Annotated in this window: 16 protein-coding genes; 8 read left to right on the top strand and 8 right to left on the bottom strand. The window is 34.4% G+C overall.

Features of this window, described 5'->3' with window-relative positions:
- The first annotated feature begins 313 nt into the window (after positions 1–313).
- From guaA to B9T66_RS02885, 7 genes are all read left to right on the top strand, one after another.
- Positions 314–1,906 (top strand): glutamine-hydrolyzing GMP synthase, encoded by a 1,593-nt coding sequence (guaA, locus tag B9T66_RS09010; protein ID WP_374220121.1) that lies wholly within the window; start codon positions 314–316, stop codon positions 1,904–1,906.
- Positions 1,907–1,965: 59 nt separating this feature from the next.
- A complete protein-coding gene (locus tag B9T66_RS02910) occupies positions 1,966–3,636 on the top strand; it encodes a DUF262 domain-containing protein (RefSeq protein ID WP_095627504.1) in 1,671 nt (556 codons plus the stop codon).
- Positions 3,633–5,846: a GmrSD restriction endonuclease domain-containing protein gene (locus B9T66_RS02905; protein ID WP_095627503.1), complete on the top strand. Its 2,214-nt coding sequence runs from the start codon at positions 3,633–3,635 to the stop codon at positions 5,844–5,846. The genes B9T66_RS02910 and B9T66_RS02905 overlap by 4 nt, the downstream gene beginning before the upstream one ends.
- Before the next feature lie 99 nt (positions 5,847–5,945).
- Complete coding sequence (locus tag B9T66_RS02900) at positions 5,946–6,785, top strand: type II restriction endonuclease (RefSeq protein ID WP_095627502.1); 840 nt, start codon at positions 5,946–5,948, stop codon at positions 6,783–6,785.
- Entirely contained in the window at positions 6,778–7,596 is an 819-nt protein-coding gene (locus B9T66_RS02895; RefSeq protein WP_095627501.1) for a DNA-methyltransferase, read from the top strand. Before B9T66_RS02900 ends, B9T66_RS02895 begins: the two co-directional genes overlap by 8 nt.
- On the top strand, positions 7,593–8,123 hold the full coding sequence (locus B9T66_RS02890) for a hypothetical protein (RefSeq protein ID WP_095627500.1): 531 nt from the start codon (positions 7,593–7,595) through the stop codon (positions 8,121–8,123). Before B9T66_RS02895 ends, B9T66_RS02890 begins: the two co-directional genes overlap by 4 nt.
- Positions 8,124–9,611: a DNA/RNA helicase domain-containing protein gene (locus B9T66_RS02885; protein WP_095627499.1), complete on the top strand. Its 1,488-nt coding sequence runs from the start codon at positions 8,124–8,126 to the stop codon at positions 9,609–9,611.
- A 405-nt stretch (positions 9,612–10,016) separates the two neighbouring features.
- Here the strand turns inward: B9T66_RS02885 and tcuB are convergent, their stop codons facing one another.
- From tcuB to B9T66_RS02855, 6 genes are all read right to left on the bottom strand, one after another.
- Positions 10,017–11,129, bottom strand: a complete 1,113-nt coding sequence (gene tcuB, locus B9T66_RS02880) for a tricarballylate utilization 4Fe-4S protein TcuB (RefSeq protein WP_143429087.1) — start codon at positions 11,127–11,129, stop codon at positions 10,017–10,019.
- Between the two features lie 9 nt (positions 11,130–11,138).
- Positions 11,139–12,536 (bottom strand): FAD-dependent tricarballylate dehydrogenase TcuA, encoded by a 1,398-nt coding sequence (gene tcuA, locus B9T66_RS02875; RefSeq protein WP_095627498.1) that lies wholly within the window; start codon positions 12,534–12,536, stop codon positions 11,139–11,141.
- Complete coding sequence (locus B9T66_RS02870; RefSeq protein ID WP_095627497.1) at positions 12,533–13,843, bottom strand: MFS transporter; 1,311 nt, start codon at positions 13,841–13,843, stop codon at positions 12,533–12,535. The genes tcuA and B9T66_RS02870 overlap by 4 nt, the downstream gene beginning before the upstream one ends.
- Positions 13,844–14,118: 275 nt before the next feature.
- Positions 14,119–15,909 carry a sodium:solute symporter family transporter gene (locus tag B9T66_RS02865; protein ID WP_095627496.1) on the bottom strand — a complete coding sequence of 597 codons (1,791 nt, stop codon included), beginning with the start codon at positions 15,907–15,909 and terminating at the stop codon, positions 14,119–14,121.
- 12 nt (positions 15,910–15,921) lie between these two features.
- Entirely contained in the window at positions 15,922–19,401 is a 3,480-nt protein-coding gene (locus B9T66_RS02860; protein ID WP_095627495.1) for a proline dehydrogenase family protein, read from the bottom strand.
- A gap of 195 nt (positions 19,402–19,596) precedes the next feature.
- Entirely contained in the window at positions 19,597–20,247 is a 651-nt protein-coding gene (locus B9T66_RS02855) for a GntR family transcriptional regulator (protein WP_095627494.1), read from the bottom strand.
- 301 nt (positions 20,248–20,548) lie between these two features.
- Here B9T66_RS02855 and B9T66_RS02850 point away from each other — a divergent pair, with 301 nt between their 5' ends.
- Complete coding sequence (locus B9T66_RS02850; RefSeq protein ID WP_095627493.1) at positions 20,549–21,385, top strand: HpcH/HpaI aldolase/citrate lyase family protein; 837 nt, start codon at positions 20,549–20,551, stop codon at positions 21,383–21,385.
- Positions 21,386–21,472: 87 nt separating this feature from the next.
- Here the strand turns inward: B9T66_RS02850 and B9T66_RS02845 are convergent, their stop codons facing one another.
- Both B9T66_RS02845 and B9T66_RS02840 read right to left on the bottom strand, forming a co-directional pair.
- Entirely contained in the window at positions 21,473–23,326 is a 1,854-nt protein-coding gene (locus tag B9T66_RS02845) for a dynamin family protein (RefSeq protein WP_095627492.1), read from the bottom strand.
- On the bottom strand, positions 23,323–25,545 hold the full coding sequence (locus tag B9T66_RS02840; RefSeq protein ID WP_095627491.1) for a dynamin family protein: 2,223 nt from the start codon (positions 25,543–25,545) through the stop codon (positions 23,323–23,325). Before B9T66_RS02840 ends, B9T66_RS02845 begins: the two co-directional genes overlap by 4 nt.
- Between the last annotated feature and the right edge of the window lies 1 nt (position 25,546).

The following is a 25,546-nucleotide window of genomic DNA, read 5'->3' as shown; positions in this document are numbered from 1 at the left end:
TATTGCCACGACGCTAAAACAACGCATTCATAATTCAGAGCATTTTTTTGCTAGAAAAGATGATGTAGGAAATGTAAGTGCCTTTGGCTTTTGTGTGTATGTAGAGGATACAAGCGGCTATCGGTGCAATTTTGAGTGTTATATCATCGATAGGAATCTAACACAAAAAGAAGTAGTGCAATCTTTTTTAGATACGCTTATGCAATTTGAAAATGCACAGAGCTTCCACACACAATGGGATACACACGACAAAAAGGGGCTAAAGGTTTTTAGCGAACTTGGTTTTGAAAAAGGTGCGGTATGTGGTGATATGGTGGAGTTAGCTTTGGATTATGTAGCGACGACTACACAGCCACTACAACGATGCGGTTGGATTTACCGAGGGTATGATGCCTCTGATAAAGCCACACAAAAACTTTATCAAGATTATCATGACTTTGAGTGGGGCATTCCACAGCACGATGATAAGCGACTTTTTGAGCAACTTGTGCTAGAGGGTATGCAAGCAGGGCTTTCGTGGATCACGATACTTAAAAAACGTGAGGCTTTTAGGGCAGCCTTTGATGACTTTGATCCTCATATTGTAGCCACTTATGATGAGGCAAAGATACAAGAACTTATGGAAAATCCAGATATTATCCGCAATCGTGCCAAGATAGAATCTGCTATCAACAATGCCAAAAGATTCTTAGAGATTGAGCGTGAGTTTGGGAGCTTTGCGAAGTTTCTTTGGGATTATGTAGATAATACACCAATTATCAATCATTTCGAGAGTTTGGAGGAGATTCCCACACATACGCCACTTTCTGATACGATCGCAAATGATCTCAAAAAGCGAGGCTTTAGCTTTGTAGGAAGCACAGGGATTTATGCCTTTATGCAGTCTGTGGGGCTTGTGTGCGATCATTTGACAAGCTGTGCATTTGGGCATACAGATAAGGCTAAAGCATCTATTGACGAAGCAAAAAACAAGCTCCACGATGTATCGCCAAAAGCTAAACCTCACAAGGTGCTATGTGCGGTGAGTGGTGGGGTGGATTCTAGCGTCGTAGCTACCTTGCTTTATCGTGCGATTGGGGAAAACCTTATCCCTATTTTTGTGGATACTGGGCTTCTGCGTAAAGGCGAGAGAGAAGCGGTGGAGAAAATGTTTAGAGAAAACTTGCATGTGCCACTTATCACCATTGATGCAAGTGAAGAGTTTTTGGGATTGCTTAAAGGTGTGCGAGATCCTGAGAGTAAGCGTAAAATCATCGGTGAGACTTTTATCAAGGTTTTTGAAAGAGAGGCAAAAAAACATAATGCTAATGGCGAGATAAAATTCCTCGCACAAGGCACGCTGTATCCTGATGTAATCGAATCTGTGAGCGTAAAAGGACCAAGCAAAACGATAAAATCTCATCACAATGTAGGGGGCTTGCCTGAATGGATGAAATTTGAGCTAATCGAGCCACTAAGGGAGCTTTTCAAAGATGAGGTGAGGGCTTTGGGGCGAGAGCTTGGTATGCCAGAATCTATGCTTATGCGTCACCCATTCCCAGGACCAGGACTTGCTATTCGTATTATGGGAGAAGTCAATCAAGCGGATTTGGATCTTTTGAAAGAAGCGGATTGCATTTTTATAGAAGAGTTGCATAAGTGGAATCTATATGATAGCGTGTGGCAAGCGTTTTGTGTGCTTTTGAATGTCAAAAGCGTGGGGGTAATGGGCGATAACCGCACCTATGATAACACAATTTGTGTGCGAGCAGTAGAAGCGCTTGATGGAATGACAGCGACTTTTTCGCATTTGCCTCACGAATTTTTAGAATCTGTGTCTAATCGTATCATTAATGAAGTAGAGGGCATAAACCGCGTGGTGTATGACATTACTTCCAAACCACCAGGCACGATTGAGTGGGAGTAGGGAATGTAATATGCTGCAATTTTTGTTGTAAAATTTAGAGAAATTATAAAAGGGTAAAAATGAATCAAGAAAATCAATCTTTAAGAGCCATTGAGGATTTAAAAGACAAAAGCTTTATTGTTCCAAGCTATCAAAGAGGGTATCGCTGGGGTGAAAGAGAAGTTCAAGCTTTGTTGCAAGATATTTGTGATTTCGCACAAATGCAGAATCAACCTGATTTTTATTGCCTACAGCCTGTGGTTGTGAAAAACAATAAAGAAGAATATCAAATCATTGATGGGCAACAAAGATTAACGACAATATTTTTAATCATAAAATTCCTTGAAAATAAAGATTTCTTTCATATTTCCTATAAAACTCGTCTCAAGAGCACTGATTTTTTGAAAAATATCAAAGATAAAAGCAAAAAAGAAGTTGAAAATATAGATTTTTACCATTTTCATAAAGCCTATGAAGTTATACAAAAATTTTTCAAAGATGAAAACATTGATAAAGATGAATTCTTAAAGACATTGCTCAATAAATGTAAAGTTCTCTGGTATGAAATAGCCCCCAAAGAAAATGAAAATGAAGTCTTTATTCGCCTGAATATTGGAAAAATCCCTTTAGAAGAAGCAGAAAATATTAAAGCCTTATTTTTGAGTAAAAATGATGAATTAGATTCCGATGATTTGAAACGTAGGGCAGAACTTTGGTATCAAAGCGAGATTGAAGCGAGAAAAAATAGGGATTTTAGATATTGTGTATTAAATAAAATTAATGAGAAAGAAGATATAGAGAACAAAATTCTAAAAGATGATATTCAACGAATTGAGGCATATTTAAAATCACTTGTTCCCTATTCTAAAGAAAAGTATTATTTGTTTGAATATTTCTACAAATGCTATAAAAATGGGACACTCAATGACCAATGGAGTGAGTTAGAGAATGCAATCAGTACACTCTCTGGCTTTGCAAGTGGAGATGGGAATGACAAAATAGATAGAGAAATTTTTCACTATCTTGGATTTTTGATTTTAAGTGGAGAAAATATTTATTCCCTCTATAAAGAATGGAAAAATTATACCAACAAAGAATTATTTTCGCAAAAGCTTTTAGCAAAAATTCAAAATAAAATTTCAAAGATTGAAAATATGGAGCAACTACGGTATAAAAAAGATAATGCAAAAATAAAAGAGATTCTCTTACTTTTTAATTTGGAATATCTTATTCGTGAGGAAAGTTCCAATGAATATTTTAAATTCAATCGTTTTGTGCTGGAGCAATGGAGTTTAGAGCATATTTACGCTCAAAATTCTAAAAGTATAAAAGGCAAAGACAATGAAAGTATTACTCAATGGCTTGAGGAAACTTTATTATACATTGATGATGATAAGCTCAAGCAAGAAATTAAACAAAGCATCAAAGAATCTAATTTTGCCGATGAATTATTTAATGAAATTAATGACAATTTTAAAAACGATGAAACTTTACATACAATCCAAAATCTCACATTGCTTGACAAAGATTCAAATAGTCGAATTGGCAATCAAATATTTAGTCAAAAACGCAAAGCAATACAGAAACTCGGCGAACAGGACAAACTCATTCCCATTGCTACAAGAAAAGTGTTTGAAAAAGTATTTTCTGAAAACAAGAGTAATCCTGATATTTTTGAGCAAAAAGACCAAGAGGATTATCTTGCAGCTATCAAAGAGTCTTTAAAAAGATACACAAAGGAGAATAAATGAATCTCAAAGAATTGCTAGAAAAATATAGAATTGAAATTCCTATATTACAAAGAGACTACGCACAGGGCAGAAAGTCTCAAAGTAAAATTGCCAATGAGTTTTTATCTGCAATCTTTAATGTATTAAACGGCAAAAGGCAATCCTTACATATCGATTTTATTTATGGCTACCAAGAAAATGATAAATTTTTGCTCATTGATGGACAACAGCGTATTACAACGCTTTGGTTATTACATTTTTACCTTTATAAAAAAGCAGATTGTTTGGAGCAAATAAAAGATTTGTTGAAAAAGTTTTCTTACAACACGCGCACAAGCTCTGCAAATTTTTGCAAAAATTTATTGCAAAAAGACTTTGATTTAAACAAAAAACCAAGTGAAGCTATTAGGAATAAAGGTGGGGAGTTTGAGAAAGCAGAAAATCTCAATAATGACCCCACTATTAAAGCAATGCTAAATATGCTTGATTTAATCTTTGAAATAGTTGAGAATAAAAAAGATATTCAAAAACTTGTGGAAAATCTAGATAGTATCACCTTTGATTTATTTGATATGGGGAAGTTTGAGCTTGGTGAAGAGCTATATATCAAAATGAATGCAAGAGGCAAACAGCTTAGTAAATATGAAAACCTTAAGTCTTTTATTGAAAAAGATTCTAAAATCTCTAAAGAACAAGAACTTTTAAAGAATATAGATACCAATTGGAGTGATTATTTCTTTGATAGTAAAAATCCAGAAAAGTTTGATACACGAGGGTGTAATTTCCTTCATTATGCTACTCTCTTTTTTGCATTAGAAAGGGAGGAAATAGAATCTAAAGATATTAAAAAAGCTATTGAAAATCCTAATCAGCAGGTAAATGAATTTTATAAACCTTTGCAGGATATCGAGAATATCAAATTACTTAATAGGGTAATCAATTTATGTATTTTATTTGATACTCTAGAAATTAAGGAAGCTTTAAAAATAAAGGATTCCTATTTTTTTGATAAAATATTGAGCTATCCAGATATTTGCTATTTTTTCTCTATTTTATTTTTTATGAAAGAAAATATAGAGGTAGAGAATATTGATAAATCTGCATTTAATGATTATTTAAGAGTGTGTAGGCATTTTATTGAAAATCATCGCCTTGATAAACCAGAAGAGCATATACCCCAATTTTTTAGATTATTTAAACATCTCTCGCAAGGACATCAAAATATTTATCAATTTTTAGCAAATAGTCCTACACATAGTTTTCATTCCAATATTTACCATTTAGAAGCAAGAAAAGCAAAACTGATTTTGGCTAGTCGTGAGGGAGGAGAAAATTGGGAGGAAATACTCAACCAGACAAGTGAGCATAAAATTTTAAAAGGTTGGGTGGATTTCCTCCTTGATTTTAGTGATGAAGAGTTTGATTTTGAATCTTATAGCAAAAAATCCGAATTTTTAAAACAACCAAACCTATATAAATTTCAGCAATATGCGAATATAACAATGCAAATTTTAGATAAGGAGGGATTTTTAGATAAGAATCTTACGCTTTTTCAAAGAGCCTTTTTATGTATAGGGGATTTTAGTTTTTCTTATACAAATTACTTTTATGGCAATTCCCCCTATGATATTTTTAGAGATAGGGAAGCCTTAAATTGGATTCTTAAAGGAGATAAAAATGATTCAAATTGGCCTTATTTCAAGCAGTTTTTAGACACTTTGCTAGAGTGCAAAGGTAAAAATTTAATCGATAAAATGCAAGAGATAATTGAACAAAAAACTGATTTATCACAAAAAGAATGGTGGGAGCAACTTTTAATTGGAGAGTCAGCACTATTTGATTTCCTTAATGAGAGAAAAGAGACTTTTCAAAGATATTCTAGAATCCGATACTTCTATCTGGAGTATAGTGTTAATAAGGTTGAACTTTTACCCGGTTTAAGAAATATAACAAATGTAAAAGATTTGCTTGATTATGGTTTCTACTGCTATTGTGAAGATAAAGGTTTAAAAGTTTCAGATTATGAATGTGGTGATAAACAATATGGAGATAAATTTGATTTGTCACCACATTTTTCTTTAGATGATATGGAAGTTTTATGCAATAGTATGGAATCAAAGATTTACTTTGACGAAAAAGAATATCCAATCAATCTTGAAAAAGGCAGTAATATTTTTAATGAATTTGATAGAATTTTAAAGTTAATTGATGAGGACAGAGTTATCAAATGAACCACTTTCTAAATCAAAGCATAGAACTTGCAAATCAAATTCTGTCTCAAACCACCAGGCACGATTGAGTGGGAGTAGGGAAGGATTTTAGGATTTAAAATGAAGAATGTATTATGTTTTGATGATTTTGTCAGTTCTTTGCAACCCACGAATAGAGCTCTTGATTTTTATGTAGATTGGGAAAAATGTATACAAAATGTAGATAAAGTAAAAATTTCACTCAATCATCTTAATTTTCTGCTCGGTGTGCAGCAATGTGAATTGCAAGAAAAGATTACAGTGTTGTTTGATGAGTATCCTAAAGCTTTTCAAGTATTGCCTTTGTTAATTGCTATTAGAAAGTCTAGTAATGAGCAATTGTTGGATGAGAATAATAAAGTGTGTGATATGAATTCTTATCTAACAGAACCGCAAAAAATTTATAAGTTTATTTGTGAAAGTGGGTTGGATAAAATTTTTAGCGATAGGAAAATAAAAGATTTAAACGATTTTGTTTTTGGGATAGAAGTTGGTCTTGACACAAATGCACGAAAAAATCGTGGTGGTAGTGTGATGGAGGCTATAATAAGTAATATTTTTACAAAGGCAGGCTTAGATTTTAAAGAGCAAGTTTATATTGGTGAATTTTCAAAGCTTTATAAAACTTTTGGTGATGATGTAAAAAAATTTGATTTTGTAATTTTTACTCCTGATAAAACTTATTGTATAGAATGTAATTTTTATACAAGTGGGGGAAGTAAATTGAATGAAGTTGCAAGAGCTTATCAAGATTTGGTTGTAAAATTTGAAACTTTTGATGAATATGAATTTATCTGGATAACAGATGGAAAGGGGTGGTTAGAAGCTAAAAATAAGCTAGCAGAGGCTTATAAAAAAGTAGAAATTTACAATCTCTCTAATATTGATGAATTTGTATCAAAGGTTAAAAAAAATGTCTAATGCTACTTTTGCTAGTAAGGATGCTTTATTTTCTCTCTATCAAGGGGATTGCAATGAGATATTGCCAAGCTTTAGAGACAAAATAGATTTGATATTTGCCGATCCACCTTATTTTTTATCAAATGATGGTTTGAGTATTCAAAGTGGAAAAATTGTAAGCGTAAATAAGGGGCAATGGGATAAGGGCGACAATATAGATGAAATAGATGCTTTTAATCTTACTTGGATACAAAATGCAAAGCTTGCATTGAAAGATACCGGTAGCATTCTTATTAGTGGAACTTATCATAATATTTTTTCACTTGGTAGGATTTTGCAAAAGCTTGATTTTAAGATTCTAAATATCATTACATGGCAAAAGACTAATCCACCGCCAAATTTTAGTTGTAGGTATCTTACGCATTCTACAGAACAGGTTATTTGGGCTAGAAAAAGTGCTAAACATAAACATATTTTTAATTATGAACTTTTAAAGCAATTAAATGACAATAAACAAATGCGAGATGTTTGGACTTTTCCTGCTATCGCTCCTTGGGAAAAAGTAAATGGTAAGCATCCTACGCAAAAACCTCTTGCTTTGCTTGCACGTTTAATTTTAATGGCAAGCAATGGGGATTCTGTAATTTGCGATCCATTTAGCGGGAGCTCTACCACTGGAATTGCAGCAAATTTGCTTAAAAGAAGATTTATAGGTATAGAGAAAGAAAATGAATTTATAGATATATCTATAAAAAGAAAAATGGAGTTAGAAAATAATTTTAAAACCATATATTCAAAAATAAAAGATTTAAATATAAAAGGATTATTGTGATACAAGGTGGAATGGGTGGAGGCAATACACAAACTGGATTAATTTTTGAGGGGCAAGTTGATTTAGCAATGTTTATATCACAACAAGAAGACTATGCAATAAACGAAAAGCAAGAGGTATTTTTTAACAATAAAAAAATAGCAAGGATTTTTAAAAAGCACAAACTTTATGATTTTTTAAAAGAATTAGACATTAATTGGAAAGAGTGCATTTCTAGAAAACTTTTGCCTGATGATAGTATTTATGTAATCATTAATAATACTTTGCATATTATTGAATGTAAATTTCAAAGTGTAGAAGGATCTGCGGACGAGAAACTGCAAACTTGTGATTTTAAGAAAAAGCAATACCAAAAGTTATTTTCTAGAGCAAATGTTGAGGTGGAATATATTTATCTCTTAAATGATTGGTTTAGAAAGCCTGAATATAAAGATGTGTTAGATTATATTATTAGTGTGCGATGTCAGTATTATTTTAATTACATTCCACTGCAAAAACTTGGGTTGCCAATGATAGAAAGCAATTAAATGTCTAAACAAAACCTATTAAATCTTGCCAATATAATTAAATATGGTTTGGTAGATAAAGCAAATGTGACTCATTGTTTGAATATTGCAAAGTGCAAAAAACATGAATTGGAAGATATTAATATTTTATGCAATCTTATGAAAAAGAGCTCTTCAGAATTACAAATTTTTGAAAATTATTATGTTGGCTATCAGATACCACAAATTGGTAAAGAATTCGATTTGCTAAAAATTGGAAGCAATGCTGTTGTAAATATAGAATTAAAACATGAAGAAATTAAAGAGGATAAGATTGTAAAGCAGCTTCAAAGAAATTATTATTATTTATCAGCAATAAGAGATAAAGTATATTGTTATGTTTTTATTGCTAGTAAGCAACAATTTTACTATTACAATAATCAATCAAAAAGTATTGTTGATATAACTATAAAAAAGATGCTAGACATTATAGCAAACATGGATGATGTAAACAAGCATCTAGATCAGTTGTTTGTGCCAACACGATACTTAGTTTCTCCTTTTAATAATACTATTGAATTTTTAAATGAGCAATACTTTCTTACAGATCATCAAGAGGGGATTAAAAAGAGAATTATAACAAATATAGACAAACATAAAATATTTTCAATTTCAGGCAGTGCTGGAACAGGGAAAACACTACTAACTTATGATATTGCAAGAACACTTATACGTGAGAATTATAAAGTAATCGTAGTTCATTGTGCCTTGATAAATGATGGTGTTCATAAATTAAACGATAATGGCATGAATATCGTTTCAATTAAAGATTTTAATAGTCTATTAAAAAATAATAATGTCAAATATGATGTCGTAATTTTTGATGAAGCACAGCGTATCGGTAATGAAATTGATGATATTTTTGAGCAATTAAGTGAAAGCATACTTATTTTTTCACATGATGTGAGACAAAGACTTAATAAAAAGAACAATGCTGAGGAAGTGGTCGGAAAAATTAAGCAAAAAGCAAAAATTCGCTCTGAATTAACAAACAAAATTAGACACAATAAAGAATTGTATTCTTTTATCAGGAAGCTATTTGATTTTAATAAATTAAAAGGTGATAATTTGACAGGACAGGACTATAAAAATATATCTATTTTCTATACAGAAGATATACAAGAAGCAGGGAGATACATAGATTATCTAGAAAGCAATGATTGGAAATATATTTATCTTTCAACAAGTTTATTTACAGAAGAGAACTTAGATGCCATAAGATTTAATTCTAAGACAAGCGCACATCAAGCTATAGGACAAGAATATGATAGGGTTGTAGTGGCAATCACTCAAGACTTTTACTATACACAGGATAACAAACTTCAGTATAAAGCAGCATCTCATTATCCTCCAATTGAAACGCTTTTTCAAGCTATTACAAGAACCAAGAAAGAGTTAACAATTGTCATTATAAACAATAAAAGCGTGTATCAAAGGTGTATAAATATTATGAATGCAAATAAAATTTAAGCATAACAAAAGATTTTATTCAAAAATCTATTTTGGGCAATGTATAAATCTCTCTGAAGCCTCTTAAGAAAATATTTAGTTTTATGGGATTTTGGCGAGAAAGTGAGGTAAATTAGGGAGTTAAAAAAGATACTTACACCAAGAATAAGCTAAAAAAAAGATATTGAATCTAGAAATAAAGAAATTTATCAAAGATTATATGAGTTTTTTAAAGAATATATTTAGGATATTCTTATTTTTTGTAAGTGTGTATTTGCACCACAAGCGAGGCAAAATGATACCTTTGTCTTGTATCGTAATGTTTTTAAAAGATTCTAAACCAAAGCCCTTGAAATATTAGGCGATGTTTTTAAGTGTATCCAAATACGCTATGCATATAAGATATGGATAACCTAAGAAGAAGCCTTAAGCTTCTTCTTGTGCATTGTATTTGAGCAATGCTATAAAGCGATAAAAAATATGCACGAATTTCGAGTATGGAATCATAAGGAAAAAGACCATAATGCAGCTTAAGTGAAACCACAATGCATAAGATAGTAGAGCACTTTCTTTGACAAACATCAACAACAATCCACTAAAACTTGCGATAAATAGCATAAACAAAAAGGCATAATCCATACTTACACTTTTTTCATCTACAATTTCTCTATCAGCTATAAGCTTTAGCACAAACAATCCCAAAACACCAATACAAAGCGCAACCCCACCAATGCTACCAAAAATCTTGGGAAGTTGTGTTATGTCATAAGGCGCAGAGAGATGTAAAAAATGATGATAAAACGCTCCTAAGCTTGTCGCGATAAAACAAAATACAAATCCATATGCCGTAAAATGGTGAAAGATTCTGCGTGCGTTGCTTCTTTTGTCATTTGGATATGTGCAGCCCTCGCTTTTATGCCCACCAAGATATTTTAGCGTGAGCGCATCTTTGAGACTTCGCACAAACACTCTAGCATTCACACCGCTTAATTCAATAGCCCTAGCAAATTTCACAAATCCAGTGATTAAAGCCACCAAGACAAAAATAGAAACAATACTAAAGGTGCTTACCATATATTCATAAGGTATCACGGCAAAAAAGTCTCCTCTTGCTTGTTCTCCTGCCATTGTTTGCGTAGAAGCTACAAAAAATCCAGCAAATAGCGCTACAACAAGCAAAATCGTTGTCAGCCACGCACTGCTATCAAACGCTCTACCTAAAAAGTTTGGAAAGGCGTATTTTTTGTAGCTTTCTTTGCGCACTTGTGCAAATTGTGTAGGAATAGAGACATTAAACTCATGCGGAGGAGCGTATTGACAATCATAAAAGCACTCACTGCACTGATGACAAAGGTTTGCTAGATAATCAATTTGCCTATCTGAAAATTCTCGATATTTTTCCATTGCCGGAAATACCGCACAAAGCCCCTCGCAATACCGACAAGAATTGCAAATCACGCAAGATTTTGTCGCGATAGTATAAATGTTTGAATCATCTTTGGTTTCTTTGATAGTCCAAATAGGTTGTGTTGTTTGCATACTTACTCCTTATATACTTTTGGCGGCATTTTGTCCAGCTAATCTACCAAACACCGTTCCAATGCTCATACCAAAACCTGCTACATAGCCTTGTGTCAAGATATTTCCTGCCATAATTTCTCCAGCAGCAAAGAGATTGGCAAAGAGATTCTCATCACTCGCATAGACTTGAGCATTTTTATTGACTTTGACACCCATATATGTAAAGGTAACGCCCGGTCGCAATGGATAGGCATAAAAAGGTGGGGTATCAATTCTCAATGCCCAATGCGTTTTTTCTACTTCTAAGCCTTTAGTATGACAATTATCTTGAATTGTATGATTAAAATCTCCATCAACCACACTTGCGTTATATTCGGTTATGGTTTGTTGCAAGGCTTTAGAATCTAGTCCAATTTTTTGGGCTAACTCCTCGATACTTTGTGCAACAATAGGAGGGAAAAGAGAAGGCATATAGCATTTTTGCACTTTAGAATCTGTGATAGAAAAAGCAATTTGATCTTCTTGTTGTGCAACAAGTCTTCCCCATATCGCATATCGCTTAGGCCAAAAATCCTCACCCTCATCATAGAATCTTTTTGCATATTTATTAACCACAATCCCCAAAGAAACGCAATCCACCCTTGAGGCAATCCCTCCGTCATATTTTGGTGTTCTTGCATCGATAGCCACCATATGTCCTTGTGTTGGATCTCCAATGATTTTCGCATTTCCTTTTTGCAGTGCTTGTAGCATTTTGCCTTGATTAAATCGTGTGCCACGAATGATAAAGTTTCTTGCTTTTTCACCCCACGCTTCTTCAAGCCATTCTAGGTTTGATTCAAACCCACCGCTTGCAATAATAAAGGCTTTTGCAACAAATCGCAATTCTTCTTTAGATTGCTTATCTAAAACAATCACTTCTTTGCAAGTTTTGTCTTCTATGATTAAGTCTAAAGCCTCGTGTTCATAAAAAATCTCAATTCCTAGCTCATTTGCACAGGCAAAATACGCATTTACTAAAGACTTTCCACCACCAAGAAAAAAGGCATTTGTCCGACCCAAATGCAAAGTCCCACGCATAGAGGGTTGGAATCTAACGCCGTGATTTTTCGCCCACACTACCGCTTCTGGTGTGTGAGAAATAACAAATCTTGCATATTCTTCGTTTGTTTGTCCTTTTGTAACCTTAAAGACATCATCAAAAAATTCATCTTCACTATATGTATCAGTCAAAACATCAGTTGGAGCATCGTGCATAGAACGCAAGTTTCGTGTGTGTTGGGAGTTGCCCCCTCGCCATTTTTTTGGCGAAGATTCTAAGAGAGCAACTTTAAGATTATTATTTGCTTCTTTGGCGCTGATAGCCGCACACAATGCAGCATTACCACCGCCAATAACAATAATATCAAATTCTTTTAATTTCATTGATGTTCTCCTTGTTGTTGTCTATCATAAAAACCACCTCTTCTAAAAATAACCACACTGGCTATAAAAGAGCAAATCGCAGCAAAGGTAAGCCAAAGCGCTGGAGACGCTGGATTGCCTGTATATTTAGTAAGGAAAGTTGAAACCGCAGGAGTAAAGCCTCCAAAAATTGCTACCGTAATAGAATATGAAAAGGAGAATCCTAAGGCTTTTACGTGTTTTGGCATTATTTCAGATAATGCACACACCATCGCTCCATTGTATCCACCAAAAATAAAGCTAAACCAAAGCTCCACCAAAACAAATTTACCAAAAGTTAATGTGCCACTCTCTGCCATTCCTGCTAACCAACCCAACATAGGATAAGCAGAAATCATACCCAAAAAAGTCATAAGCAACGCGACTTTTTTGCGACCAATTTTATCACCTACAAATCCAGAGACAGGCAACCAAAAAAGATTGCTCACCCCTACAATCGCAGTTACAATAAACGCCTCTAATTTAGTAAAGTTCAAAATATTGCTTGCAAAATGTGGCGTAAAGGAGGTAACAAAATAAAATGTAACCGTTGTCATCATTACAAAAAATACCCCAGCAATAATAACAGGAAAATTTTCTGCCATATTCTCAAAGATTGCTGCAAAAGTTTTAGGGGCATGATGTTTTTTTGCCTCAAATTCAGGTGTTTCTTCTAACGTGCGTCTAATATAAAAAATAAATGGCACAACAAGACAACCAATGATAAAAGGTATCCTCCAACCCCACGCTTCCATAATGGCATCCCCAATCCAATAGTGCAATCCAACCCCAATAGCTCCTGCAAAAATGGTGGCAACTTGTTGGCTACCACTTTGCCATGAAACATAGAATCCTCGCAAGTGTTTTGGTGCAATTTCAGCAAGATACACGCTTGCCCCACCTACTTCAGCTCCAGCACTAAAACCTTGCAAAAGTCGTCCAATCACAACAATAATTGGTGCCAAAACCCCAATACTCTCATAACCCGGACACAACGCAATAGTAAGTGTGCCTATTGCCATTAAAGTAAGCGTAACCAAAAGTCCTTTTTTACGACCATGTTTGTCCATATATCCACCAAGCACAATCGCACCCAACGGACGCATTAAAAATCCCACTCCAAAAGCTAAAAAGCTTTGCATAATGGAAAGAAACTCATTTTCTGCAGGGAAGAAAATCTTTGCAATAAAAGCAGCATAGAATCCATACACCGCAAAATCATACATTTCCAAAAAGTTACCACTTGATACGCGAAAAATCGCTTTAGCATCTTCTCTTGCTCTTGACATAAATGCTCCTTTCTGTTTTGAATTTTGTAGAACAATGTTGCTCTACCTGTAATGATTGTAAAAAAAATTTTTCTTTTTTAATATTAAAAAGAATTCTTTTGTATACAAAAATTTATTTTTGTTACAAAAAAACACAATAGGAATCCATTCTCTAATACATATAGGTTTTATGCGTGTAGAAATGTGGCGTTGGGAAGCATAAAAGAATGCTAAATTTTAATAAGGTTTATATCTTGAAGAGTGTTTTGAGGGTCAGAAGCGTAGAGGACTTCTGACTAAAGGTTCTTTAACATTTTTTGATAAGCGTCTTTAGTTCCAGGACGCACATCACTCATAAGACTAAAAATAACAATGGCTAGAGATGCTATCAAAAATCCCGGAATAATCTCATAGATACCCGTATAACCAAAAAATTGCTTCCATAGCACCACTACAGCCGCACCACTAATCATTCCTGCAATGGCACCAATTCTTGTCATTCTGCTCCAAAAGAGTGAAAAAATCATCACAGATCCAAAAGACGCTCCAAACCCCGCCCAAGCATAAGCTACAATACTTAAAACACTTGAATCTTTATCAGTAGAAATAACAAATGCAATCAAGGCGACTATAAGCACCCCGATTTTACCTAGGCGTAATACCATGGCGCTAGAAGCCTCTTGTTTGAAAATTTTTTTATAAAAATCCTCTGCAATCGTGGAACTAGAAACAAGTAGCTGTGAGCTAGCTGTGCTCATAATAGCTGCCAAAATTGCACTCAATAGGATTCCAGCAATCCATGGGTTAAATAATAATTGAGACATCATAATAAAAATTCTTTCTGGATCTGCTAAGGTGAGATTAAATTTATTGATGTAGGCTATACCTAGTACACCAATAGAGCAAGATGCAGCAAGGCAAATAATCATCCAACTTATACCAATAAAAGTTGCTTTTGATACATCTTTGGTTGATCGAATTGACATAAAACGCACAAGGATATGAGGTTGCCCAAAATAACCAATCCCCCAAGCAAGGGCAGAAATAATACTAATTAATGACACACCACTAAGCCATTGTAATCTCTCTTTTGCTGCAAAAGGTATTTTTGAGAATGCCAAAAGCAACGAAGTTAAAGTTTCACTATCATTGGTTTCTACTGCTAATTCAAGTCTTTTAGCAAGATCGCTTGAAGTAATTAAAGAGTTTAAATCTTGATTAAAAAGCATCAAAATTTGTGTATCATTTTTAAGATTTTTATCGAGATTGGCAGCGCTAATATTACGATCTTGAGTATTTTTAAGCGCTGCAATTAAAGATTGTATTTTTTCTTGAGATTCTGTAGATTGGAGATTACTGAGTATGCTTGGGATTTGCCCTTGAATTTCTACGATCTTTTTGCTCGAATCATCAGAGAGACTAATATATTTCTTTGCTTCACTCAAACCCCCAATGTGTGAAAGCATTACAAGTGGTAAGATGACAAGTGCAGAAAGCATTAGTAAGCCCTGAATCATGTCTGTCCAACACACCGCCTTATAACCTCCAAAAAAGGTATAGGCTACAATAATCAAAGTTCCTGTAGTGAGTGCATAAGAATATTTAATCCCAAAGACTTCCTCAAAAAGTTTCGCACCACTTACAAGCCCCGATGAAACATAAAAAGTAAAGAAAATAAGAATCACCACCGCGCAAACCACGCGTAAAATATGTTTATCATCGCTAAAGCGTGTCTCAAAATAATCGGGAATTGTCAATGAATCAGCTACAACACTCGTATAAATGCGAAGTCTCTTGGCGACAAAAATCCAATTCAAACTTGCTCCTATAGTTAAACCTATGGCAATGTAGCTATCGATAAACCCACTTATATATAATGCTCCCGGTAAGCCCATAAGCAACCATCCGCTCATATCTGAAGCTCCAGCACTTAGTGCTGAAACCACAGGACCCATAGAACGCCCACCTAGAAAATAATCTTCACTACTTTTATTTTGTCGGTAAAAATAAAAACCTATAAAAAGCATTAAAGTTGCATAAGCAACAAACATAACTGCAATAGGCGTATTGATTCTTACAGCTTCCATTATGTCCTCCTGTTATTTTTCTAAAGCTCGGATTCCTAAATTTCCATAGCGATGATAAGATATACTCACAGATTTTTCATTGTGATAGAATAGAAGCTCAAATCGACCATTTATAAGTGGCTTCTCTCTAATAATAATCTTAGCCAATCTTGAAGCTTCCTTATAAATCTTATCATCAACATTTGGTATCAAGTGGTAGCGGATTCTTTCATAATTTGAAATTTTATTCACAAAATCCTCTTGTGTTTCTTCTAAGAACTCAACTTTAAAGCCTAGCTTTTGACACAATTCCTTTGCTTTTTGTATGTATGGATTTTCTTCAAAGCTTACTAAAAGCTCTATTGTTGCTATATTTGCAGCCAAAATAACCCCCAAAATATCTCTTAGGCTATCCTCTTTGCAAACCCTGTAAGCTAGATTTTTAATCTTAGTGTAAGAAAAGAGATTATCCTCGCCCCTAATATCAACATAATCTTTTGCTACAGAAAATTCATTTTTATAATGATAGGCATAAGATTGTGCCATTTTATCAAGCTCACTCATTCCCAAATCTTTAAGTGTTGTTGAAATTCTATTTTCAAGCAAATGATTATCTGCTTCTTCTTGGGTAATTTCTAAAAATTGCGTAATGTAGTTATAAATTCCCACCTTTCTACCAAAACCTATGGCTGATTTTTTCACTCCACCAAAAGGCTGGCGAAGCACGATAGCACCAGTAGTTGGCTTATTGATATAAATATTTCCTGCTTCTATATGCGTATGGAAATACTCCCATTCTCTTTCATCAAGACTTTCAAAACCAGCTGTCAAACCATATCCTGTAGCATTAACTATCTCAATAGCTTCCTTAAGATCTTTTGCCCTCATCACACTAAGAATGGGCGCAAAAAGCTCTGTCATATGCGTAAAATCACCTTTTTTGGTGCCATATTTTATGCCCGGACTCATTAAATGTTTATTGTCATCTATAAATTTTGGTTTTAACGCCCATTCTTCATAAGGCTTCAATTCATCTAAGGCTCTTTGGACTTTTGGATCAATTTCATCACAAAGTGCTGCAATTTTATTTTTAAATTCAAAAGGTGAGCCAACTAGCATAGATGAAGCTGCATCCACAAGGGTTTTTTTGAATTCTTTATCATTATAAACCTCATCTTCAAGAACAAGCAAAGAAGTAGCTGAACACTTCTGTCCTGAATTTGAAAAAGCAGAGTGGATAATGTTTTTAATCGCACTATCCCTATCGGCAAATTTTGAGACAATGGTAGCATTTTTACCGCCAGTTTCTGCGCTTAAAAGCAAGGTTGGGTTAGCTTCTAGCATCCTATAGGCTGTCTCTTCTCCTCCTGTGAGAATAGCAAATTTTATCGCTTCATTAGTGAGTAAATATTTTGAAATATCACTTCCTTTTGAAGGCAAGAAAATAAGGGCATCTTTTGGCACTCCAGCTTCCCACAAACATTCACATATCATATACCCTGTGAGTGTAGATAAAGATGAAGGCTTATAAATCACTGCATTACCTGCTGCCAATGGAGCTACTATTGTCCCCACTGAGATTCCAACAGGGAAATTCCAAGGGGCTATTGTTACTCCAACACCTTTGGGTGCAAATTTTGTTTTTGGATTTTGCTTGATTAATGTAGCCAAAGAATGAGGATAGAATTCAGTAAAATCAATAGCTTCACTCACTTCAGGATCAATTTCTAAAAAAGTCTTTCCTACTTCTAGGGCTGCAATTCCTATTAAATCCCCTCTTTTTTCCCTCATAATCTTAGCTGCCTTGGCTAAAATTTGATGAATCTCATCAAAACTTTTTTCTTTAAATTTAGAATTTCTAGCAACTTCTAGGGCTTGTTTAATCTCTTTTTCACCGGCTAAATGCACTTGAGCAATCAAACGATTTTTAATCTTATCTCTTACTTCTATGTGTTTTAAATCCGCCTTTTTAATCACTTCAGAAATCACAGGATAGACTTTATAGGCTTCTAAATTTTCATATTTTTCTTTGATTTTTTTTGCCCATTCTCTATTTTGAGGCAAAATAAAATCTGTATCACTTTCATTTTTGAATACCTTAGTTTCATAGGCGCTTTTGATTGTTGGTTCTTTATTTCTATCTTGCGTTCTATGGGTGCTATTATCCAAATTTTTGATGCCTTCAAGGCTTTTTAAAAACAATGCTTTTTGTGCTTGCCAATTTGCATCACCTACCTTTAAATTAAAGAAATATCGCATAAAGTTATCTTCACTTGTATTTTCATCAAGTCTTCGAACAAGATAAGCTATGGCATTATTAAAATGTGCTTCATCACACACGGGCGCATACAAAATAAGATTATGAAGTTTAGAAATCTCATAAGAACATTGCAAACTCATACCCTCAAGCATTTCAAAGGTGAAGCTTTCAAACGCGTTTGCTTCCTTGATTCTTGTATAGGCATAAGCAATTTCAAAAATGTTATGACTTGCTATACCAATGTTGATATATTTATAATTTTCATCTTGTAAGATAAAATCAAGCATTTTATTATAATTACTATCTGTATCAATCTTTTTAGAGAAAGTAGGAAGCTCCCAGCCCCTTTGACTAGCGATTGTCTCCTCACTCTCCATATTTGCACCTTTTACAAAGCGAATTTTTATAGGTTTTTTACCTTCCTGCACTCTTTGTTTTGAAAAAGCAAAGAGTTTTTTAAGATATTCATAAGAATCCGGTATATAAGCCTGTAAAACAATACCTGCTTTAATATTAAATTTAGAAAGACTTTCCATAAAGGCAGCAACTGTTAGCTCAAGATCCCGAAATTCTTCCATATCAAGATTGATAAATTTCTCCACACCTTGCCTTTTTTCCTCCACTTCGGCTAGGGCATAAAGATGATCGAGTCTTTTTACCACTTCATTTTTTGAATATTCAAAGTCTATAATGTTGATTTGTGAAAAAATAGTGGTGATTTTGATAGAAATATATGTAATAAAGCTTGATTGCAAAGCTTCTTCATACTTTTGGATTCTATATTGCGATTCTGCTTCACCCAAGACCTCTTCACCAATTAAATTTACATTTAAAGTAATGTGATCATTTTGTTTTCTTTTTTCTATGTGAGGTTTTAAAAAGTTTTTATCTGCATCTAACACCATAGCACTTGTATCTTTTCTCAAATGAGAGACAAAAAAGGGAACAGAAACATTTGGCGCGAATCGACCCAAAGTAATAAAACTATAAAGCAAGAATTTCTCAAAAGGCGAGAAAAAGTCTGCTATACCAAATTTATTTAAAGTATGTTCTATTAACTCAAAAGAGGCTCTTTTATCTTTGCACCTAAAAGAGCGATCCAAAAGCTCTATAAGCATAACTTTATTTTTGGGATTGTTAAGTAATTTTTGCATTTTGCCATGAAATTCTTGCTCACTTTGTGAAATATTTGCTTCAATCTTGCTTTGTAGCTCTTCAGCAAATTTAAGAGATTCTTCTATTACTTGTTCCATGATCACTCCCTTTTTGAAATTCATTACCTTGCTTTATTCTATAAAAAACAATAGGGTTTCAGAAATAAAGTTACATCAAAACTCATATTAGTGTATATTTTAGTAACATTAATAATACTAATAAACCTCAATCATGGTATTGAATGAGGAATCAAGTAATGAGATAAAAGGAAATATAAATGTAGGATGTGTGAACTAAGATTTATTTTTTAAAACTCTCTCAAGGCGTATTTTGTAGGCTTGATGAATATGAAATCGTGCCATTTCTTGTGCTTTTTTTTCATCACCTTTTCTAATGGCTTCAAAAATATTTGCATGTTCCATATAAGTTTCTTGGATTCTCTCTGGCTTTGCCAAAGTGCTTTCTCCAAGCAAGATAAGGGATTTATCCAAATTTTGCATAATTTTAAAAAGGTAATTATTATTAGAGCAACGATAAATCATCTCGTGAAACAACACATTATTAGCTCTTGCTTCTGCAATATCACTAATATGTTTTTGTTCTTCTATGATATTGTGCAAAATTTCTATCTCAACCTTAGAGACAAACAAAGTTGCCAATCGTGCTGCTTCTCCCTCTAAAAACTCGCGCATTTCATAAAGTTTGGTAATAGAAATTAAGTCCAAACCAGAAACCATTAATCCCTTTTTTCCATCTTGGACTAAGATACCCTCATTAACCAAGATTCCCAATGCCTCTCGTATAGGCGTTCTGCTTAATCCTGTTTCTTGAATCAAATCCTGTTCTTTGATTCTATCCTTGGGTTTAAATTTGCCTTGTTTAATGGATTCTATGATGTAATCATAGATTTTATCACTAGAATTTTTTTGGTTACTTTTTTGCATGAACACTTCTTTTGTTTGATTTGTTTGACACATTATAACTTAAAATTTTATTCTTGATAGAGTAGATTTGGTTTCTGATGTGTATTTTGTATACTTAGATAACGCTAATGTATATTTTGATATGATGTTGCTAAACGTTGCGTGAAAGTTGCATACTCAAACTTATAGTAAAAGAAAGTATGTTGCATTCAATAGAATACATTTTAATATTTTAGTATATTTTTGTTTAAAAATTTTGTATTTCTGCTATAATCTTTGCTAGATCTATTACAGATTACATTCTTTTTTTAAAGGATATACAATGTCTAATTCTACTTATCCCAAGGCTAAAAGCCTCCTTTTTGTTTCTAGTATCAAGCCAGAGAATTTTATGCCAAGTTTTGAAAGTGAAGCCGATGCCATTATTTTGGATTTGGAAGATTCTGTGCCAAGTGAGCGCAAAGATGAGGGTAGAGCTAATGTTTTGCGTTTTTGTCTCGATAATGCACAATATAAATTTTTTGTTCGTGTCAATGATGCGCAAAGTCCATTTTTTGCAGATGATATGAAGTTTTTGCTAGAGCTTGGTTTAGATAAGCTTCATGGTGTTATGTTGGCTAAAACTGAGCAAAAAGCACATATAGAATCTGTCATCAATGCACTTGGAGAGATTCCATTACTTTTGCTTATCGAAAGCGCATTGGGTGTGCAAAATTTACCTATCACAGCCTCACAACCATGTGTAAAACAGCTCGCTTTTGGGGCATTTGATATGATTTTGGATTTGGGCTTGAGAGATGGTGAAGGTAAGGATTTTATGCTTAATTATGTGCGCACACAAATGGCATTGGCTAGTAGAATCAATAATCTGTTGCCTCCTATTAATCGTGTTTTCCCAAATACTAGAGATGAGTCAAGACTTAAGACAAATATGGAATTAGCGTATTCTATGGGTTTTGGAGGATCATTGACATTTTATCCAAATCAGCTTGCAATTATTAATGCAATTTTTGCTCAAGGCAATAATCAAATTGAATGGGCAAAAGAAATATTGCGCTTAGTAGAGCTTCATAAGGGAGAAACATTTAGCTTTGAGGGCAATGTAGTGGATATTCCTATGATTAAAAAAGCGCAAGGTATTTTAGAAAGAAAATACTAAAACATAGAGGGTGGTTAGTCCTTGATATTTAGGATTCTCACCCTGTGTGTGGCATAAGTAGTAGGCTTGTAGTCGCAAATGCAAGGGCTATATTGTGTAAGAAGATTGTAATTTTTGGATATGGTCTTTTAGCTGTGTGAGAATCTGTGTATTGAGTGTTTTTATAGTTTGTAATGTTTGTATGTGTTGCTCACTCACGGATTTGAGTGCAGATTGTGTATCTCGTATAAGGGCTTTGGCGATGTTGTTGTGCAAAAAAAGCCGATCCTGATAGTATTCAAACCCTATTGCATTATTTAGCATATCACGAATATTTTCCATATTTGGTTCATAAAGTGGAAATGTGTCGCTGTCTTTTTGGTGATTTTGGATTCCTTGTTTGATTTTAGAATCTATTTCAAGACACACAAGTTTAATGGCATTTTTTAGTGTTTTGTCCAAAAGTTGCGCGAGTGCTTGTGTTTGACCTTGTAGAGAGGTTTTGAGTATGTCTATGGTGGCTTGAAATGCTAGAGGAATTTCATGAAAACATAAAAACCATTCTTGCAAATGCGATGGGAGACTTGAGACATAGGGTAAAAAGAGGGGTGTATGTCGTTGGTGCGTGTGTAAAGCGCGGTTTTCCCATTCTTGCAAGATTGTCGTAAATGATGGGAGAGTATCAAGAAATTCCATGCCAAAGTGCTTTATTGCACCAAAAAGGGTATGCCATTGTGATGTAAGTGGGTTATCTTGTCTCTGCAAGGTATTTAGCACCGAATCTAGTGGCAATATATACACATCTTTTTCATATTCTTGTGTCGTTTTTAGTCCTATAGCATTCTTTCGCGCCTTGCTAAAAGAAAGCTTGGTTCGCTCCAATGCACCAAAAAGTTGCTGCGTGAGCGTGAGCAAACGCGAATCTAATGCACCAAAAAGTTGTTGGGATTGTTTGATAAGTTCTTGGTTCATCTCCAATGCGCCATATGATTCTAGGCTTGTTGCTAGGTTGTTGAGATGAATTTGTGGGATATGCAAACGCCGATAATATTTAAGCACTAATCCACGCAAGACATACAATGTTTTATGCACCTTGTTTTGCGTTTTTTGTGGCATAAGGTGCGTGTGAATAAATTCCAACACTTCATTAAAGCCAGATTCTATATAAAGCGTTTCTTTCTCGTCATTTGTGATTTGGGATTGTTTTTGGGATTTTGCCTTGAGTGCATTTTTGGCAGAAATTGCGATAATGTTTTCAAAAATTCCGCTAAATGCTTCTTGTGCATAACGCAAACTCGTATGAAGTTCGGTAGCATTTTTTAATCTATCTTTTTGGTTTAGCACACATAAACTTTTAGCGCGATAATGTCGGATATGTGTATTGAGGATTTCGCGTTCGCTATTTTTGCCAACATTATCAATGAGGCTTACCCAAATGATTCCATCGACTTCTTGGAGGATTGTATTGGTTATGTCGGTATCTTCTTGATTTTGGGAGTTAAAACCTGGTGTGTCCAAAAATGTAACTTCTTGGAGAAGTGGCACGGGTGCATAGAGTTTGTAATGGCTAATTTGTGTATTTATCGTTGGCTGCACTTGTTCTAAAAACTCAAGTGGTGCAAAAGTATGTGTGCCATCTTTATAAAAAATCTCTAGGTGCAAATTTTCCCCATAGCTAATCTCACACACTTTGGAGGTAAGCGGTATGATTCCACTAGGTAGGATTTCTTGTTCAAGCAACGCATTTAAAAAAGTGCTTTTACCGCTAGAGAATTGTCCTATTACCGCAATTTTTAGCGGTGCGTCAAGCTGTGTAAGAAGTTTTTGAAATAGTGCAGAATCTGTAGAATCTAGCACAAAATGTTGGCTAAGAAGTGTGCGTGTAGCAATGATGCTTTTGGCTAGAGGATTTTGGTAGGCAAGCGCGCTAAATTGGGTGATAAAATCTTGCAAAACACTCATTCTAGCTCCTTATAGGCTTGTGTGATACGCTCTTTAAGTTGTATGATAGAATCTAGCTTGGAGGCAAGAGCATCTTTTGTTTCTTGATTATTGCTTTTTTCAAATTGTTCTAGGGCTTTTTGCAATGCCTCATTTTTGTGTGCGATTTGGCGTTGAAAGTCTTGTGCGATAGCCATACTAATGCTATCAAAAAACTCCAATAATGCTTGTTTTGTATGTGTGGATTTAGTAAAGATTAATTCGCTAAATTGCTTAAAGGTATCGCTAAATAGTGAATCTAGCTTATTTGCAAGTGCGCTTGATGATTTAAGCGTAAAAACCTCTTGGCTTAGTGTATGCACAAAATGTGCAATTTGTTCATCTTTGGCATAAAAACTAAAGCTTGGTGGTGTGTGCGAGAGATTGAGATTTATGCAAAATTCTTGCAATTTTGTATCCACTTCTTGGATAAGATGTGTGATTTTGGTGTTAAGTTTGTATTTGTATTCGCGTGTGATGTCTGTAAAAATATCTTTGAGCGCGATACTAAAGAGTTCATTAAGATCGTCTTTGGTAATACTGCGGTTTTGTTTTGTCGCGTATGTGAGGTTTTGTGTAACGCGCTCTTTTAGTCTATCTTGAGAAGTTTGGAGCGACATTGTGATAAAGTCATTGAGAATCTTGAGTGTGCTTTGGAGTTCTTGTTTTTGGGTTGTAATTGTCTGGGCAATATGTGCAGATTTCTTTTCTAGTAGGGCATTTTGTGCTTGTTGTTGAGCGATAAAATCTTGTAATTCCTCTTTACTTGCATGTAAAATCTTAGATTCTAAAGAGAGATTTTGTGTGATGTCTTGGGCAATGTTGGCAAAAGATTTGAGACAAAGATAGGCTATATCACGCGCTTTAAGGCTATTTTCACCTAAAAGCATAGTATCTAGGTATTCTTCGATAGCCAAAATACCTGTTTGCTCTATAGGCATTGGTGCAACATCTTGTGTGCGTGCCATAAGGGCGTTATAACTAGAGATTGGCAAAAATGTAATGCGCGAAAGAATTGCGTGTGAATCAAGGCTTTGAGAAATTTTTACAATAGCATTTTGGAGACTTTGCTTTGTGTATTCTAAACTTTGGTGTAGCTCCTCTGGTGTGATGAGATCTGATCGTGTGAGCACCACAAGAAGTCGTGAAATATTGCGCTCTATGAGAGTTTCTAGTATAAAATCCACATCAACTTGTGTCGCGGCACAACTTGCATTCATAAGGTGAATGAGCAAATCACAATCTTTAATATAGTCTTTGGTAATTTCTTCACGCTTAGTAATTGGATCATCTAATCCGGGTGTATCGACTATATGCACGCCACCTTGCAAAAATTTTAGAGGAGTAAAAAGCTCTACTTTTTTGATGAGGTTGCACATTTTGCTTGTGTGATTGGCTGAAGTATAGGCGTTAAGCTCGTGAAGTTCAATGTGTTTTTGTAAGCCTTGTGGCGTGATGTATTCTTGTAATGTATCTGCAAATGCTTCTTGTGTTTGTTGCACAAAGCGCCTAAGTCCTTCATCGGTAGCTGAATCTAGCAGAATCTCCTCCCATTCTTTTTGATTCCAAAAATGCACCTTAGCATATTGTGTTGTATCGTATTGTAACACCGTGAGATTGGCAGTCTCTGGGATCGTAGAGCTTCCCAAAATTTCCTCACCAAGTAACGCATTTAAAAAGGTGCTTTTTCCTGCGCTAAGCACTCCTGTAACGCCTATGGAAAATTTTTGCTCTTTTGTGTTGTGCCATATTTTGTGGAGGGCTTGTGTTTGAGAATCTTGAGTGCATAGGCTTTGGAGAGCTTGGTAAAATTCTTCTATGCGCGCGTGTATGTGGCAAAGATCTTTTTGGGTAGAGTGCGTGTGCGTGGGAGTTTGTGAATCTTGTTTGTGTGATTGGATACTAAGCAAAAGATGATGAAAATACGCCTTGCTAATGACTTGTGCTTCACAGAGTGTGAGAAAATGTTTCATAAGTGTAGCATACAGAGGCTGTGTAAGTTTGGGGGTGATAAGATGTTTTATTGTATTAAGATCATTGATAGTAGGGGTTTTGTCAAAAAATTGTGTAAAAAAATCCTGCATAACCTGTGTTTGGCTAAATTTTGGCAAAAGCGCTTCATCACACGCATAGACAAGAGCAAGCATTTCATCATTTTCTAAGAGATATGTATCTAGCTTGTGTAGCTGCTCTTGTGTCATA

Source organism: Helicobacter sp. TUL, from assembly GCF_002287135.1.
In the GTDB taxonomy this organism is placed as follows: Bacteria; Campylobacterota; Campylobacteria; order Campylobacterales; family Helicobacteraceae; genus Helicobacter_F.
This window is presented reverse-complemented; position numbering and strand designations above follow the sequence as displayed.